13 protein-coding genes and 2 pseudogenes are annotated in these 15,776 nt (G+C 66.1%); 2 read left to right on the plus strand and 13 right to left on the minus strand.

Translation table 11 applies throughout. The annotated features are described in order from the left end of the window. Positions 1–172 precede the first annotated feature (172 nt). Positions 173–457: pseudogene (locus tag HDC95_RS11525) on the plus strand (integrase core domain-containing protein); the annotation flags it as partial. 68 nt (positions 458–525) lie between these two features. Here the strand turns inward: HDC95_RS11525 and HDC95_RS11530 are convergent. The 13 genes and pseudogenes from HDC95_RS11530 to HDC95_RS11590 all read right to left on the minus strand — a co-directional run bounded on the left by HDC95_RS11530 (position 526) and on the right by HDC95_RS11590 (position 14,576). Next, positions 526–1,818: pseudogene (locus tag HDC95_RS11530) on the minus strand (IS256 family transposase). Positions 1,819–2,057: 239 nt separating this feature from the next. Beyond that, positions 2,058–3,794 (minus strand): acetolactate synthase catalytic subunit, encoded by a 1,737-nt coding sequence (locus tag HDC95_RS11535; protein WP_259063643.1) that lies wholly within the window; start codon positions 3,792–3,794, stop codon positions 2,058–2,060. A gap of 57 nt (positions 3,795–3,851) precedes the next feature. Beyond that, positions 3,852–4,763: a LysR family transcriptional regulator gene (locus HDC95_RS11540; RefSeq protein ID WP_259063644.1), complete on the minus strand. Its 912-nt coding sequence runs from the start codon at positions 4,761–4,763 to the stop codon at positions 3,852–3,854. A gap of 9 nt (positions 4,764–4,772) precedes the next feature. Then, positions 4,773–5,969 (minus strand): branched-chain amino acid ABC transporter permease, encoded by a 1,197-nt coding sequence (locus HDC95_RS11545; protein ID WP_259063645.1) that lies wholly within the window; start codon positions 5,967–5,969, stop codon positions 4,773–4,775. Next, entirely contained in the window at positions 5,966–6,838 is an 873-nt protein-coding gene (locus tag HDC95_RS11550; protein ID WP_259063646.1) for a branched-chain amino acid ABC transporter permease, read from the minus strand. The genes HDC95_RS11545 and HDC95_RS11550 overlap by 4 nt, the downstream gene beginning before the upstream one ends. Continuing rightward, the gene (locus HDC95_RS11555; protein ID WP_259063647.1) at positions 6,835–7,575 is read right to left on the minus strand and encodes an ABC transporter ATP-binding protein; all 741 of its coding nucleotides are present in this window, start codon (positions 7,573–7,575) and stop codon (positions 6,835–6,837) included. Before HDC95_RS11555 ends, HDC95_RS11550 begins: the two co-directional genes overlap by 4 nt. Further along, positions 7,572–8,366, minus strand: coding sequence for an ABC transporter ATP-binding protein (locus tag HDC95_RS11560; protein ID WP_259063648.1), 795 nt, complete (start codon positions 8,364–8,366; stop codon positions 7,572–7,574). The genes HDC95_RS11555 and HDC95_RS11560 overlap by 4 nt, the downstream gene beginning before the upstream one ends. Continuing rightward, entirely contained in the window at positions 8,363–9,313 is a 951-nt protein-coding gene (locus HDC95_RS11565; RefSeq protein WP_259063649.1) for a phosphotriesterase, read from the minus strand. Before HDC95_RS11565 ends, HDC95_RS11560 begins: the two co-directional genes overlap by 4 nt. 35 nt (positions 9,314–9,348) lie before the next feature. After that, the gene (locus tag HDC95_RS11570; protein WP_259063651.1) at positions 9,349–10,557 is read right to left on the minus strand and encodes an ABC transporter substrate-binding protein; all 1,209 of its coding nucleotides are present in this window, start codon (positions 10,555–10,557) and stop codon (positions 9,349–9,351) included. A gap of 129 nt (positions 10,558–10,686) precedes the next feature. Then, complete coding sequence (locus HDC95_RS11575) at positions 10,687–11,901, minus strand: CaiB/BaiF CoA-transferase family protein (RefSeq protein WP_259063653.1); 1,215 nt, start codon at positions 11,899–11,901, stop codon at positions 10,687–10,689. Then, a complete protein-coding gene (locus HDC95_RS11580) occupies positions 11,898–12,866 on the minus strand; it encodes a MaoC family dehydratase (protein WP_259063654.1) in 969 nt (322 codons plus the stop codon). Before HDC95_RS11580 ends, HDC95_RS11575 begins: the two co-directional genes overlap by 4 nt. After that, on the minus strand, positions 12,863–13,741 hold the full coding sequence (locus HDC95_RS11585; RefSeq protein WP_259063655.1) for a 3-hydroxyacyl-CoA dehydrogenase family protein: 879 nt from the start codon (positions 13,739–13,741) through the stop codon (positions 12,863–12,865). The genes HDC95_RS11580 and HDC95_RS11585 overlap by 4 nt, the downstream gene beginning before the upstream one ends. Next, positions 13,734–14,576: an SDR family NAD(P)-dependent oxidoreductase gene (locus HDC95_RS11590; protein ID WP_259063656.1), complete on the minus strand. Its 843-nt coding sequence runs from the start codon at positions 14,574–14,576 to the stop codon at positions 13,734–13,736. The genes HDC95_RS11585 and HDC95_RS11590 overlap by 8 nt, the downstream gene beginning before the upstream one ends. A gap of 255 nt (positions 14,577–14,831) precedes the next feature. Between HDC95_RS11590 and HDC95_RS11595 the strand changes: the two genes are divergently transcribed. Next, positions 14,832–15,755 carry a fumarylacetoacetate hydrolase family protein gene (locus tag HDC95_RS11595; protein ID WP_259063657.1) on the plus strand — a complete coding sequence of 308 codons (924 nt, stop codon included), beginning with the start codon at positions 14,832–14,834 and terminating at the stop codon, positions 15,753–15,755. The last annotated feature ends 21 nt before the right edge of the window (positions 15,756–15,776 follow it).

Consider the following 15,776-nt stretch of genomic DNA (forward strand, 5'->3'; position numbering starts at 1 on the left):
TCACGGTCGGGCGAGCGCATGATGAACGAGTTCGACAAGGACTACTGGGAGGATCAGTGGAGCCCCGCCACCTCGGGCCGCGAACGCCAGCTCCCCGTCAACCCCTATCTGACGGCCGAGACCGCGCATCTGCCCGTCGGCACAGTCCTGGATGCGGGCTGCGGAACCGAAGCGAAGCAGGAAGTTCCTGCGCGCCTTGTCCCGTCACCGACTGGTCGGTTCGATGGGACGCGTGGCCTCCTGCGGAGACAACGCCGCCATGGAGAGCTTCTTCGCTCTGCTGCAGAAGAACGTCCTCGACCGCCGCTCCTGGACCACCCGTGAGCAGCTGCGCATCGCGATCGTGACCTGGATCGAGCGGACCTATCACCGACGTCGTCGACAGGCCGCTCTGGGCCGTTTGACCCCGGTCGAATTCGAGACCATCATGAACACGACCGTCGCACTGGCGGCGTGACTACAACTGTCACCTATCCGTGCAGCAGTCCCGACTATTTCAATAGCGGTGTTTCCGGCGGTTTTTCATTAGTAGGTCTCTGCGGCCGGCCAGCGGTAGGCGAAGGTGATGGCGAACGCGTTCAGCGCGGGCTTCCAGCGCATTGTCCATCGGGTGCGGCCTCGTCCGGTGGGGGTCGAGGCTACGGGTGACAAGATACAGGCACTTCAGTGACTTGCTCGGTCGGGAAATGGCCCCTGGCACGGACCGCGCGACGATATCTGGCGTTGAGGGATTGGATCGCGTTGGTGGAGCAGATCACCTTTCGGATCTTGACGTCGTAGTCCAGGAACGGGGTGAACTCTTCCCACGCGGATTCCCAGAGCCGGATGATCGCCGCGTATTTCTTGCCCCATTTCTCATCGAGCTTTTCCGGCGCTGCCCGGCCGGCGTTCGGGTTCGGGGCGGTATAGATCGGCTTCACGTCACGCTTGAGCGCGTCCCAGTCCTTCTTCGACGCCAGCTTGAACGTGTTGCGGATCAGATGAATGATGCACGTTTGCACCGTCGTGCGCGGCCACACACTCTCCACCACCTCGGGCAGTCCTTTCAGCCCATCGCAGATCAGGAAAAACGTGTCTCTGACGCCCCGGTTCTTGATGTCAGTGAGGACGCTCATCCAGAACTTCGCCCCGTCGCCCCCGGTGCCGACCCACAACCCGAGGACGTCCTTCTCGACAGCGAGGGTGACCCCGATAGCGGCATAGACCGGCCGGTTCGCAACCTGCCTATCCCGGATCTTCACCACGATGGCGTCGATGAAGATCGCCGCATACACCTCGTCCAACGGACGCGCGGACCATTCGTTCATCTCCTCGATCACCCTGTCCGTGATCCTCGAGATCGTCTCCTTCGAGACCGAGGCACCATAGATCTGCGCAAAATGCGCGCTGATCTCACCCGTCGTGAGCCCATTCGTATAGAGCGACAACACGATCTCATCAACCCCGTTCAAGCGCCGCTGGCGCTTCTTCACGATGACCGGCTCGAACGACCCATCACGATCACGCGGCACCTCGATCTGAACATGCCCGGTCGCCTCCGTCAGGACCGTCTTGGACCGGGTGCCGTTCCGCCCGTTCGCAGACTCTCGGCCAGGCTCGCTCTGGTGCTTCTCATGCCCGAGATGCCCCGTCATCTCCTCATTCAGCGCTGTCTCCAGCACAGACTTCGTGAACTATTTCAGCAGCCCGTCAGAGCCCGTCAGAGCCCGTCAGAGACAGGCCCTGCTCTTTGGCCAGACGGACCAGCTCTCGGGCCGCGTCAGCCTCCGCCGACGGCTCAATCTTCTTCTTCGAACTCACACCATCCAGTGTCGTCATCACGGCACCTTCCCGCCGAATCTCACTTCAGCGCATCGGGCCGGAAACACTGTTTAATGCACAGTCCCTCCTCAGGTCGCGGAGGCGGACGGCCACCTGCGTTCGATAGAGAAGCATCACGGTAGAGACGGGATCGCGCGCGGCTGCTGCAGATGGGGAGGGCTCGCGACCCGGTATGGCAAGCTTGCTGTCGTAGACCCGGCCGCGGTCGCTCTTAACAGGGTGATTTCCTGGCCCAACTACTTGGCAAATACATCCTGGTCGTGCGGATCCCAGATCGTGATGGGAGGCTTGCTCTCGGGGTTCGCGATCACCTCGACAAGCACCGGCCCCTGCACGGCGAAGGCCTCATCGAGCGCCGCGCCGAGCCCGGCGGGGTCGCTCACGCGCAGCGCGGTCATACCGACCGAGCGGGCGACCGCGGCGTGATCCACGGCCCCGAAGTCGATCGCCGAGGTGTGCGACCCGAACTGATGCAGCTCGGCATGCTTCTGGAAGCCGAGGATCGAGTTGTTCAGCACGATGAGAACGACATCGAGCCGCTCGCGCACGGCCGTCTCGAGCTCGCCCCAGACGTGGCCGAACCCACCGTCGCCGCTGAGGCAGACCACACGACTGCTGGGGCTCGCGGCCTTGGCCCCGAGAGACATCGGATACCCCCATCCGAGACCGGCGAGGCCGCGCGGGGTGAGGAAGCGCTGGCCACAGCGGCGTGCACGCAGGTAGCCGGTGACCCACAGCGTCGAGAAGCTGGCGTCAGCGACCACGATGTCGTCTACGGTGAGCCGTTCGTCGAGCACCTCCATCACGTGACGAGGATCGATAGCGCCATCGGTGGAGACCACCTCGTCCCGGATGCGCGAACCGTACTCCCGGGCACCCGCGGCCGCCTCCTCACTCTCCACCCGTCGCGCCGACAGAGCCGGTGCATCCGAATCGCCGAGCCCGCCCGTCCCCCGAAGATCGTGGAGCTCCCCCAGCGCCTCGGAGAGCGCCTCCAGTCCCAGGCGCGCATCGCCCGCGAGCCTGATCGCCTCATAGTTGCGCCCGATCTCGGTGCCGTCGATATCGAGGTGGATGACAGTCGCCTCCGGCGGCACGAGCGTCCAGGCATCCGTCCCGTTCTCGTTGGTACGAGTACCGACGAGAAGTACGGCGTCGGCGGCGAGCAGTCGCTTGCGCAGGGGGTGGGAGGGGGCCTCGACTCCCATCGCGTTGCCGATCACGCCGTACGAGAGCGGGTGATCTTCGTCGACCGCGCCCTTGCCCATGTTGGTGGTCGCCACGGGCAGCAAAAAGCGCTCCTGCAGCTGAGCGATCGCCTCCGACGCACCGGAGAGGTGGACACCTCCACCAGCGATCACCACGGGGGTGCGGGCATCGGCGAGCACCTGCGCCGCCTCGCGCACGCGGGCGGGGTCGGGGCAGACGCGGTCGAGCGGAAAGTCACCGAGCCGTTGCTCGCGTCGGGGCTCGCCCGCCTCCGCGGCGAGCATGTCCTTCGGCAGCATGAGCGCGACCGGGCCAGGACGCCCGGTTGTGGCCTGCACTATCGCCATATCGAGGTAGTCGTCGATACGCTCGGGCGACGGTAGCTTGCGGCTCCATTTGGTCACACCGGCGAAGAGCCGGTCATGGTCGAGCTCCTGAAAGGCGTTGCGATCCTGACGGTCGGCGGGCACTTCCTGCACCAAGGCGAGGATCGGCACTGAGGCCTTCATCGCCTCAGCGAACGGTGGCACGAGGAGAGTAGCGGCCGGTCCGTTCTGCGCGGTTACGACGGTCATCCGGTTGCCGATGCGCGCCGCCGCATCGGCCATCGCCCCGCCCGCGTTCTCCGTGCGGTATACGATCTGCCGGACGCCGACGCGCTCGGCCTCGAGCACGAGCAGGCTCGGCAGACTCTGACCGAAGAACTGGGTGATGCCGTGACGGAGCATGGCCTGGGCGACGGCTTGGGCGACGGTTCTAGTCATACTGACAGCGTCCTCTGCTTCGCAGTGAAGCTCCAATAGCGGTTGCAGGCCGAGTGATTACCTTGCGTTATCGGCTATGCGACCCTGCATCCACGACTTCGCGAAGTCGACGAACCGTTCAGCGGCAGGTGAGAGGTGCTGGTCCTCGCTCCACGCGAGTCCGTACCCGACCGCGGGCACGGGCGCCCGAAACGGGCGCAGTACGACACCCGGCGGGCAGAGCATATCGGCACGCGCCTGGTCGAGCACTCCGATTCCGACGCCGGCGCGCACAGCACGCAGCACGAATGAGGCGTCGGCCTCCTCATGCACGTTCGACGGGCCGCGATCCCCCCAGATCAGCCGCACGAGCTCGTCGTAGTAACCGGGCGACTGCCGCCTCGGCCACATCACGATGCGCTCGCCATGCAGCGCTTCGGGGTCGATCGACTCGTCCACAGCGAGCCGGTGCCCGACGGGCAATGCCGCGACGAGCTCGCTCGTGCCGAGCGAAAGGTACTCGATGCCGTCGGACTCGAGCAGAGGCAGGCGCACGAAGGCGACATCGGCGTCGCCGTGCCGCAGGAGCGCGCAATTGTGGGCGGTCCATCCCGATTCGACCTCGATGGACAGCTCCGGGTGGAGCTCGCGGAACTGCGTGAGCATCTCGGCGGTGCCGAGCTCGGGGGTGGACCGATTGTGCGCGATACGCAGCTTGCCGCTGACCCCGCTGCTGAGCGACTTCGCTAGAGCGCCGAAGGTCTCGGAGTGCCTGAGAAGCGACTCGGCCTCGGGCAGCAGCGCCTCCCCGGCCTCGGTGAGGCTGACACCGCGGCGGCTTCGCTCGAAAAGTCGCACGCCGATCTCGTTCTCGAAGACCTGAATCTGCTGCGAAAGCCCCGGCTGGGCAATATGCAGCTGCGTTGCCGCTCGGCCGAAATGCAGTTCGTGCGCGAGTACAGCGAAGTAGTGAACTCGACGTAACTCCACTGTGCGACTCTATGCCTTCTGCCTTGGCAAGAGCTTGATGACCCGATTTCGCACCCAGCCCCATAGTCGGATGGCACCCCCGGCGACCCCTTCGTGAAAGAAGAGTACGACGACGATGACCGCGAGGGCGAACACCGCACCGGGCAGCACGTCGAAGTGAGAGGCGCCGAGCGGGATCGAGAAGCCGTCCAGATTCAGATGCAGCCACCATACCAATGCGCCGCCGACGATGGCACCGCTGAGCCGGCGCATGCCGCCGAGCACGACCATCATGAGGAACTGCAGTGAGAAGGCCAGGCTGAACGAGTCCGGCGTGATGATGCCGAGCACCATCACGTACAGGCCACCGCCGACGCCGGCGACGCCGGCTGCGAGGATGAAGGAGCTGATGCGGTAGCCGAACAGCGGCACGCCGCTCGCCCGGGCCGAGACCTCGCTGAACTCGAGCGCACGCAGGGCGAGGCCGTGCCGCGAGCCGGCGATGGAGGCGAGCGCGAGCGCGATGAGCACGAGGAAGAGCACGACGACGACGTACTGCATGGTGGCGTTGCCGAAGAAGTCGCTGCCGAGAATGAAGGGGCGGTCGAGAATCAGTCCGTTCGCGCCGCCTGTGAGCGCTGACAGGCCGTCGATCTTGATGAGCGGCGGCAGAGCGACCACGAGCGCGAGCGAGACCATTGCAAGGTAGAGCTCCTGCAGACGCAGCGCGATAAGACCGATGATGACACCTGCGAGCATCGCGGCAAGGCCGCCGAGCAGGATCGCGAGCACCCAGGGCACGCCCTTGTCGAAGCAGACGGCGAACGTATAGGCACCGATGGCGGCGAGCGCTCCCTGCCCCAGCGACATCTGACCGGACAGGCCGGTGATGAAATACTGGCTCATCGCGATGATGGCGAAGGCGGCCGCGATGGTCGCGTTCTCGATGCTCATGATGCTGGGCAGCGCGAAGGGCATCAGCACGACCGCGCCGATCGCGACACCGGCGAAGCCTGCCTGGGCGAGTGCCCTTCGCAGCACGAGGGCGAGCAGACTGCCCACAGCGATGCCGATGATCGTCGCGAGCAGGTTGCTGGCGAGGAACACGCAGCAGACCAGGCCGACTGCGACTGTGACGAGGCCTGTGAGCAGCGAGGGAGCGACGGGACGGGTCGCGCCCCGAGCCTCGACCGCTGGGCGGAAGGCCCGCAGGATGCCGGCGGTCATGGACGTACCACCTTTCCGCGCCCGAAGAATCCTTGCGGGCGAATGAGCAGAACGAGGACGAGGAGCAGGAATGCGATGGGGGTGCGCAGTGCAGCGGCACCGTCGACATAGGTGCCGAGGATGCTCTGGGCGAGGCCGAGGATCAGGCCACCGAGCACGGCGCCGAACGGACTCGAGAGACCGCCTACGGCCATCGCGGCGAATGCGAGGATCATCGGCATGACCATCATGGTCGGTTCGAGCAGCAGCAGGTTGGCCGAGAGGATGCCGGCGATGCCACCCACGATCGCTGCGAGAGCCCAGCCGACAAGGTACACGCGGTTGGGCTCAATGCCCACGATGCGGGCCGCGGTCTCGTTGCTGGTGGCGCCCTGCAGGCCCAGGCCGAGCTTGGTGAAACGGAAGAAGATGGTCACGATGGCCATCGTGACGACGGCGATGATGAGCACGACGATCACCGTGATGCTGATGCGCACCCCGCCGAACTCCACGCTCCCGCTGCCGAAGATCGGCGGGAAGGCCTTGGGGATGCCTGTCCAGAGGCTGAGGGTGACGCTAGCAAGGAACGTGAACAGGGCGAGCGTGAGGATCGCGATGTTCATGTGCTTGGCCCGGCCGCGGATGCGCCTGATCAGCAGTGAGAATACGGCGATGCTGAGGGCTGCGGAGATCGCGAGGGCGAGTATGACCGCGATCGGCCACGGCACTCCGGCGATGATGAGCGTATAGCTGAGGTAAGCGGTGAGCGTGGCCATCTCGCCCTGGGCGAAGTTCACGACGCCCGTCGCGCGATAGATGAGCACGAGGGCGAGTGCGAGTGCGGCGTATACGGATCCGTTCGCAATGCCGATGATGATCTGTTCGATCACAGCTCCTCCTCCTGAGCGCCGAGCGCACCGAGATAGTGTTCGCGAACTGTCGGGTCCGCTGCCAGCTCCGCGCCGGTGCCGCTCAGCACGACGGAACCCGAGGCGATGACATAGCCGCGATCGGCGATGCGGAGCGCGGCCGCCACGTTCTGCTCGACCATGAGCACGGTGAGCCCATCGGCGCGGTTGAGCTCGACGAGGGCGTCGAGGATCTGGGCCGAAACGAGCGGAGCCAAACCGAGTGAGGGTTCGTCCAGCAGCAGCAGTCGCGGCTGCCCGATGAGAGCACGCGCGATCACGAGCATCTGCTGCTCACCGCCGGAAAGCGTGCCGGCCCGCTGCGTCTTGCGCTCCTCGAGCCGTGGGAAGAGCTCGAACATGCGGGCGACGTCGGCGCTCTTGGCGTTCCGTCCGCGGAAACGGTAGGCGCCCAGGTGCAGGTTCTCGAGCACCGTCAGGTCGCCGAACACCTGACGCCCCTCCGGCACGTGGCCGAGCCCGCGACGAACAGCGAGCGAGGGTGCCTGGTTGGCGATCTGCGCGCCATCCAGCTCGATGCTGCCCGATGCGACACGCACAAGACCGGTGACGGCGCCCAGCAGCGTCGTCTTGCCCGCCCCGTTCGATCCGACGAGCGCGGTGATCTCGCCCGCGCGGGCTTCGAGAGTAAGGCTCTCGAGAGCTCGCACCGGGCCGTACGCCACGCAGAGATCCTGGACTCTCAGACTGCCGCTCATACGATGCCCCCTTCCTCGGCCGCGGCACCCAAGTAAGCCTCGAGCACGGCCCCGTCGGCGCGTACTTCTGCGGGCGTGCCGTCGGCGATCTTGCGTCCGAAGTCGAGCACTGCGATGCGTGAGCACAGCTTCATGACCATGTCGACGTGGTGCTCGATGAGGAGGAAGGCCCCGATCCCGACGTCGCGCTGAAGGCCGGAGATGACCTCGGCGAGCTCGTCGGCCTCGGCATCGTTGAGCCCGGCCGCAGGCTCGTCGAGCAGCAGGAGAGAGGGGTTCGACGCAAGCGCACGCGCGATGTCGACGCGGCGCTGCTGGGGGAAAGGCAGTTCATCGACGCGGCGTTCGGCGAGGTCGGCGAGATCGAGCAGCTCGAGGGTCTGCAGAGCAGCCTCGGTACGCCGCCGGGTCTCCAGCCATGCTCGCGGCAGGCGCAATGCGTAAGAGAGCATGCCGACGGAGCCCGTGTGGTGGGCGCCCACGAGCACGTTCTCGAGCACGGTCAGCTCGGTGAACAGGTGCACATGCTGGAAAGTGCGGGCAAGGCCGCGCTCGGTGAGCTTTTCCGGAACGAGCTTGTCGATGGGCTCGCCGCGGAAGACGATGCTGCCCGCGTTGTGCGAGAAGGTGCGCGAGAGACAGTTCACGAGCGTCGTCTTGCCCGCACCGTTGGGACCGATCAGCCCGTAGGCGTCACCTTCACCTATGGTGATCGAGACGTCCTTGAGCGCCTGGACACCACCGAAGGCGATGCCCACGCCGGTGGCCTCGAGCAGATTGTTCGTGGTCATACGGTCTCTCCTAGAAGAAAGCGGCGGGGGTTGTCGAAGCAGATCCGCTGGATGGTCGCCGGCGAAACGCCGGCATCCGCCATGCCCGGCAGCACCACATCGGAGATGAGCCGGTATCCCTGCGGATTGCGCTCAAGGCCGTTACGTGGCTCGATGCTGTGCGAGTAGTCGACGGCCCAGTCGTGCGAAAGCAGCAGCTGGCGCTCGAGACCGGCGTCGATCAGCGCCACCACGAAGTCGATGCGCTCCTGCAGGTTGGGGCCGAAGTCGCCGGGGAACCGGTCAAGGCCGATGAAGCACCCGCGTCGCGCGAGCTCCACGACGTACTCGAGGTCTGCGGCATCATTGCTGTGACCGATGCACACGTGTCTCGGGTCGGCGCCTGCCTCGACCAGCCGCTCGAGCTGCTCGAAGCCGTCGCGGGTGAGGGTGGACGAGTGGGTGTACACCGGCGCCCCGGTCGTGCGGCTCGCGATGCCGGCTGCCCGGAAGATCCTCTTGAACTCGTCGCTGACCGGGCCCTCGCTCGCGACCTTGATCACGCCGGCCCGGATCGACGTGCCGGCGATTCCCTCGGTCAGCTCCTTGACGAAGATCGCGGCGACCTCCTCCGGTGTGCGCCGATAGAACGAGCGCGGCGCGTCCATCCAGCAGCCGGTAGCGGCGACGATGTGGATGTCGCTCTGCACAGCGACGCGATGCACGAATTCGATGTTGCGGCCGAGGTCGTGGGTGGTGAGGTCGACGATCGTGCGGAAGCGGGTGCCGAGCAACGCGCTCAGCGCCGATACGGCCCTCGTCTCGAGCTCTTCATGATCGCCGAGCAGCTCAGGGTACGACTCCCAGATACCGGCACTCGAACAAACGACGTGCTCGTGCGGCAGGATCCAGCCGAGCTGATCGGCCGGCACCTCCCCGCGCACGGTCGCTATCGCGCGTGTGGTCATAAGAATCGCCCCCTGAACTCTCGGTCGTCCGCGACTCAGCCGCAGATGGGATCGCTGATGAAGTCGAACGTCATCTCAACGTTGTAGCGGGTCATCGCCATGCAGCGGATCGCGTCGTGGTTGTCGGCCGAAACCGATACCTCACCGATCACAGGCAGGCCCTGCACATCGCTCAGGTCCTGCACGGCCTCGACCAGGCCCTCGCGAGTCGGGTTCTCGCCCGCGGCCTCGAGTGCGGTCATGAAGAGCTTCGTCGAGCCGAAGGTCTGCATCGAGCTCGTTCCGACCGGGATCGAAGGCGAGTACTTCTCCATGAGCTCGAGGTATTCGGCCACGGCTTCGTTGCTGTCATCGAGCGTCGGGAAGCTGGAGCCGGCGATCAGACCCTCGAGCGCGTCAGCGCCGGCCTCGGCGAGCACCGCAGGATCGTTCGCGTTCGAGCTGATGATGAGCGGCGCGTCCCAACCGGTGTCGTGCATCGTGCGCGTGGCGAGGATCGCGAATTTCGCGAGCACGAACGAGACGACAACCTCGGCACCCGCAGCGCGCAGCGCGGCGATCTGGCTCGACACGTCGGAGTCAGAGCTCTCATACGGCTGCTCCGAGACGATCGAGTCACCGGCGAGATCCTTGAACACGGTCTGAAAGCTCTTGCCGAAGTCGTCGTTCTGGTAGAGGACGCCGATCTTCTTGCCTGCCTGCTCTTCCTGCAGATAGTCCCAGATGAGTTCGGGCTCGGCGCTGTACGAGAGCTGGAAGGTCGTGATACCCGGGTAGGTGTCGGGGTCGTTGAACTGCGGAGCACCCGTGATGATGCCGAGGTTGGGGATGCCCTCCTCGGTGAGGTAGCGGGCGACCGCGTCGTTCACGGGGGTGCCGGGGGTCGAGACGAAAGCGAACACGTCGTCCTTCTCGACGGCCTCGCGGGCCGAGGCGAGCGACTTGGCGGGGTCGTAGCCGTTGTCGTAGACCTTGAGCTCGATCTCCTTGCCGTTGATGCCGCCGGTCTCGTTGACGTGCTCCACGTATGCCTCGATGCCACCCTGGTAGATGGGGCCATAGTTCGCGGCCGCTCCCGACAGCGGCAGCAGTGCCGCAATCTTGATCGTGTCGCCTTCGACAGGCTCACTACCGCCGCCGGCGCTATCCGCGCCGCCCGAGGTTCCTGCCGCACAACCCGTCAGCAAGAGGCTTGCAGCGGCGACTAGGCCAACGCTCTTGAGCATCCAACTTGATTTATTCATCGTTCTTTCCTCTCCGAAAGAAGGCGGCGTTCGCCCTGCCCTGCCATGTTGCTCCAACTGTGAAATGTGCGTCCAATAGTGGCTTGCACCGCTGTCATAGCCAGCGGCTATCAAGCCGGGTGGACCCTGTCAGGCGTGCGGCGCCGTCGCGGTTCGACCGAACGCGCCTTGCGCGCGGAGCTGCTCGACGTCTGCGGCCTCGAGCCCGAGCCAGTCCTCGAGAACGCCGGCGTTGTGCTGTCCCAAGCCCGGTGACGGACGCAGCTCCGGGGTGGGGGCGGCGGACATTCGTACGACCGGTCCCGCGAACTCTACCTCACCCGCCACCGGGTGCTCGATGGTCGCGAAGAACTCGCGATGTCGCAGTTGCGGGTTACTCAGCACGTCGTCGACGGTGGCGACCTTGCCCGCCGGCACCCGGGCTCGGCGCAGCGCATCGAGCATCTGCTCGGAGTCGAGCCCGCGCGCCCAGCCCGAGATCTCTTCGGTCAGGGGCCCGATGTTCTGCAGCCGCAGGGCGTTCGTCGAGTAGCGCTCGTCGGTGAGCAGATCGGGGCGCGCCATCGCGCTCGCCAGCGAGGCGAACAACGAGTTCGTCGACGCGCTGAGCTGCACAAAGCCGTCTCTCGTCTCGAAGACGTCCGCCGGTGCCGCGTGAATGCTGCGGTTTCCCTGCCGGCTCGGGACGACGCCGGCCGTCGAATAGCCGGGGATGAACGTCGCCGACAGCGAAAGCAGGCTCTCTACCAGCGACACGTCGACGTGCTGGCCCCGCCCATCCCGCTCTCGCGAGAACAGAGCGAGCACGGCGCCCAACGCCGCATGCAGAGCTGCCGAGTAGTCGGCCACATAGAAACCGGCGCGCACGGGTGGGCCACCGGCCTGACCGGTGACCGACTGCAGCCCGCTCGTGGCCTGCGCGACCGAGTCGAAACACCCCTCCTGCGCCTGCGGGCCGGTCTGCCCGTAGCCCGATACCGAGACGGTGACCAACCCCGGGTTGATCGCCGTGAGGCGATCGGAATCGAAACCCATGTCGGCGAGCGTCCCAGGGCGGAAGTTCTCGATCAGCACATCGGCCTCGGCGATCAGACGACCGAGCAGATCGAGACCCGCCTCTGACCTGGTGTCGACCGTGACTCCCCGCTTATTGCGGTTGAGCGCCATGAAGTAGGTCGATTCGCCGTTCACGTGCGGCCCGGACAGGCGCGAGGGGTCACCCGACGGCGTCTCCACCTTCACGACGTCAGCACCCATGTCGCCCAGGATCAGGCCCGCATGGGGTCCAGCGATCCAGCGCGAGATATCCAGCACGCGGATGCCGTGCAGCGGCGCCGCACTCATCGAGGAATCCTTGCGTACGCGACCGATACGACGCGGCCCGCCGAGTTCTTGGTGAACGCGTGTGCCAGCACCTCGTGTTCACCGACCTCGTCGACCACGATCGTCGAGGTGAGTTCGGTTCCTACGAGGACCGGGGCGATGAAAGTGAAAGCGAACTTCGAGCCGTGCAGCGCGGACTCGCCGAACTGCCTCACGATCGCGGAGATCACGTGCGAGGCCGAGACGAGGCCCTGGGCGACGGGCGCGTCGTAGCCGCTCTCCGCCGCTTTCTCGGGTGAGATGTGGATGCTGCTGCGCCGGATCGGCTGTGGTTGGTCATAGGCCCACCCGAACGGGAAGCCCGAGAACACGACGCTCTGCTCGTACGAGACAGCGCGTGCGGGGTCGAGGATCACCGCACCCACGGCCGGTTCATCCCCGGGCCGCAAGACCGGCGCGTCGGCGGGTACCTCGTCGGTGACTCTGGGCAACTGATCGGCCCAGTTCTCGGGCTGATCGGGCGAGTCGGCTTCGCCGAAGCGCTCGAAGCCCACTGTCTCTGTGGCGACCATGCGTACTAGTTCGGTGCCGTCTGCGCCGGTCAGGGTGCTCAGGCACGAGCGGTGTCGTCTGCCGCGCCGGATGAACTTCGCGATGTGGCTGCCCATGATGCGTACGTGCTCACCGACTCGCACGGGCCCGACCACATCGATCTGCGCACGAGTGTGCAGTCCGCTCACCATCGGAGGGCTGCAGTCATAGCCGAGCAGGAAGAGCTTAAGCAGGTCATTGATGAAGAGGGTGGGCGGAACCAGCGGCGCATCGCCGAGGCCTGCCACGTAGCTGTCGGGCTCATCGCCGATGGCGAAGGTGTGCGCGCGCACCGCGCTCGCACCGACCCGCCCCTCGACGCAGCCCAGGTCGTCGCCGACCGTCAGGTTCTCCCAGCCGAACCTCGGCGGAGAATCAGGAGTCACCACCGTCATTTCTCTGTTCCTTCCGTGGACAGGTCTTCGTGTTCGTCGTATTCGAAGAAGCCGCCGCCGCTCTTGCGTCCGACGCGTCCTTGAGCGACGAGTCGCTCAAGGGTCGTAGAGACGCCAGTGCCGCGCTCGGCGGCATAGGCGCGCTCGATGAGCTGCACTGTGTCGAGCCCGACCGCATCCATGCGCTCGAACGGGCCCTGTGGGGGCTGAGGATCGAGCGCGCGGCAGATCTCGTCGACCTCGGCGGGCGTCGCGATCCCCTCGTCGACGATCGCGAGCGCTTCGCGCTTCACCGACGCCCAGATGCGGTTGTAGAGCAGCCCGAAACTCTGCCTGCGCAACACGAAGACACGGAACCCGAGTTGCTGCATGAAGCGATCGACCGCCTCTACTCGGGCACCGTCGCTCGCGCCCGACGGCATGAGCTCCACGACCCGTCGCTCCCACGGACGCACATAGAAGTGCAGGTTGATCAGGCGTGCAAGCGAAGTCTGGTGTTCGCCCTCGGCTTCTGCGACGAATCGTGACACCGGCATCGAAGACGAGTTCGACGCCACCGTCGCGCGCGGAGCTGCTCGAAGGAGCTCTGCGATGACGGCACGCTTGAGTTCGAGTTGCTCGGGCACCGCCTCGATTGCGAGCTCCACGGCGTCGTCGGGGGCCAGGTGCGCAGCACGCAGCACGATCTTCGTGGAGCACTCCGAGCGGCCCTCGCCCGCCAGGAACGCGTCGATCCACTCCCTCGCCGATTGGCGCTGATCCGGATCGGGATCGACGATGCGAACGTCCGTCGCTCCCCGGAGCGCGAGCGCCGCCGCGATCTGGCGTCCGATAGTCCCGGCACCGGCGACCAGCACGACTCCACGTTCACGCATCGCGTGCCGCCACCCCGAGGTTCGGCGCGATCGCCGAGAGACCCGCGTCTACGGGGAGAGTGACGCCGGTGATCCAGCTTGCGGCGCGCGAGAGCAAGAACGCGACCGGACCCGCGACGTCCCAGGAGCTCCCCTCCACACCCAGCATCGAAGCGGCCGCGCGGGTACGGCGCCGCTCTTCGCTCAGGCCCCGGTTAGCCACCATTGGCGTATGGAGGAGGCCGGGCGCAACCGTGTTGACGCGCACGCCGGCGGGGCCGTGGTGGCCCGCCATCGTCTGCGACATGCCGATCACCGCAGCCTTCGTCGTCGGATAGCTCAGACCGTGGTGGCCACCACGGATGCCCGCCAACGATGAGATGTTCACGATTCCGCCATGGGTGCGCTCGAGATCGGGCAAGGCGATCCGCGTGGTGACGACCATAGATGTCACATTGATCTCGAACGCGGCCGACCAGCCGTCGAGGTCCACCGCCGCCGCCGTGCCGCCCGGGCCGCCGATGCCGACGTTGTTGACGAGGCCGCTGAGCGGACCACGCTCGCGGCGCAGGCGCTCCACGGCCGTAACCACCTGCATCTCATCGGTCACGTCCGCCCCCAGCGCGATCATGCGCGCGGACGCCGTCGGATCAACCGTCACGAGCCGTTCCACCGTACGCTGCGCGCTTGTCAGATCGACATCCAGCACGCCCACGCTCGCCCCAGCCAATGCCGCATACGCCGCGATCGCCGCGCCGATGCCCCAGAGGTCCTTGGGTGCGCTCTGGCGTCCTTCATGAGGGCCGGAGGCGGCACCGGATCCGGCGCCAGTGACGAGGACCACCTCGCCGCTCAAGGAGATCAGCGGCTGAGCGGGGACTTCGTGATGCAAGGCGCCACCTTTCGTCGGACTGGATCCACAGTGTGCGAACCGGCCATGCGGCGCGATTCGGATACTGTCCACACTCGTGCAGCGCTTCGAACCACGTCCAATAGGCAATCTCTAGCGGCTGATACCGCCCGCTTATCTGCCCGGAGGGATCACTGCTGCCTATCAACCCATCGGTGATACTTAGTTGCATCCTCCCTGCCGAGAGTCGAGGCTGGAAGTGTGAGATACGCGCAGACCATGGTCGACGGATTCCCCTATATTGTTGCGAGCGACGAGGCAGGCAGCTGGCGGCGCTCCGACACGCCCGGCGAGCTTTTCGCGCTCATCGCGCAGGGGAAGGACGCTCTGCTCATCGAGACCGACCGTCTGCTGCACGTGGGCGCACACCTCGACGAGGGCGAGGTGGCGATCGGCGCCTCGTTCGGCACGCCCCCGACCGTGCGCGACTTCTACGCCTTCGAGGATCACGTCAAGGCCGGCCGTCACTCGCGCGGCCTCGACATGGATCCGCTCTGGTATGGCCAGCCCGTCTTCTACTTCTCCAACCCCTACGCCGTAAGCGGCGCCGGCGATGTACGGGCGACACCGCGATCTGCCGAGTTCGATTTCGAGATGGAGGTCGCAGCCGTACTCTGGGGCGGCGGTGCGAACCTCGCGCCATCATCCGCGGAGGAGCTGATCGCGGGCTACTGCATCATGAACGACTGGAGTGGCCGCGACGTGCAGCGCGAGGAGATGCGCATGTCGATGGGGCCGGTGAAGGGCAAGGACACCACGACCTCGCTGGGCCCGATCCTCGTCACCTCCGATGAACTCGAGGACGCGCGCCGGGGCAACGGCTTCGACCTGACCATGCGGGTCTCGGTGAACGGCACCGAGCTCTCGGTATCGAATCTCGACGATATCCACTGGAGTTTCGGCGAGATGATCTCCTACGCCTCCCGCGGCACCGAGGTGCGCGCGGGAGACGTCATCGGCAGCGGAACCGCTAACGGCGGATGCCTGCTCGAGCTGCGCGCGCGCGCGGGCGGTTCCGCCATCGACTGGCTGCGGCCGGGCGATGAGGTCGAGATCTCGGTCGATCGTCTCGGCACGCTGTGCAACACAGTACGCGCCGCCGAGTCTGTGATTCCTCTGCTCTGACGGCCTGCGGCCCCGGCGCTT

The organism is Microbacterium sp. AK031 (assembly GCF_024807145.1).
Taxonomy (GTDB): Bacteria; Actinomycetota; Actinomycetes; order Actinomycetales; family Microbacteriaceae; genus Microbacterium.

What these genes read in the sequence shown, in the direction of transcription:
- HDC95_RS11535 (WP_259063643.1), bottom strand. Translation starts at nt 3,794, where the DNA reads ATGACTAGAACCGTCGCCCAAGCCGTCGCCCAGGCCATGCTCCGTCAC.
- HDC95_RS11545 (WP_259063645.1), bottom strand. Translation starts at nt 5,969, where the DNA reads ATGACCGCCGGCATCCTGCGGGCCTTCCGCCCAGCGGTCGAGGCTCGG.
- HDC95_RS11555 (WP_259063647.1), bottom strand. Translation starts at nt 7,575, where the DNA reads ATGAGCGGCAGTCTGAGAGTCCAGGATCTCTGCGTGGCGTACGGCCCG.
- HDC95_RS11560 (WP_259063648.1), bottom strand. Translation starts at nt 8,366, where the DNA reads ATGACCACGAACAATCTGCTCGAGGCCACCGGCGTGGGCATCGCCTTC.
- HDC95_RS11565 (WP_259063649.1), bottom strand. Translation starts at nt 9,313, where the DNA reads ATGACCACACGCGCGATAGCGACCGTGCGCGGGGAGGTGCCGGCCGAT.
- HDC95_RS11570 (WP_259063651.1), bottom strand. Translation starts at nt 10,557, where the DNA reads ATGAATAAATCAAGTTGGATGCTCAAGAGCGTTGGCCTAGTCGCCGCT.
- HDC95_RS11575 (WP_259063653.1), bottom strand. Translation starts at nt 11,901, where the DNA reads ATGAGTGCGGCGCCGCTGCACGGCATCCGCGTGCTGGATATCTCGCGC.
- HDC95_RS11580 (WP_259063654.1), bottom strand. Translation starts at nt 12,866, where the DNA reads ATGACGGTGGTGACTCCTGATTCTCCGCCGAGGTTCGGCTGGGAGAAC.
- HDC95_RS11585 (WP_259063655.1), bottom strand. Translation starts at nt 13,741, where the DNA reads ATGCGTGAACGTGGAGTCGTGCTGGTCGCCGGTGCCGGGACTATCGGA.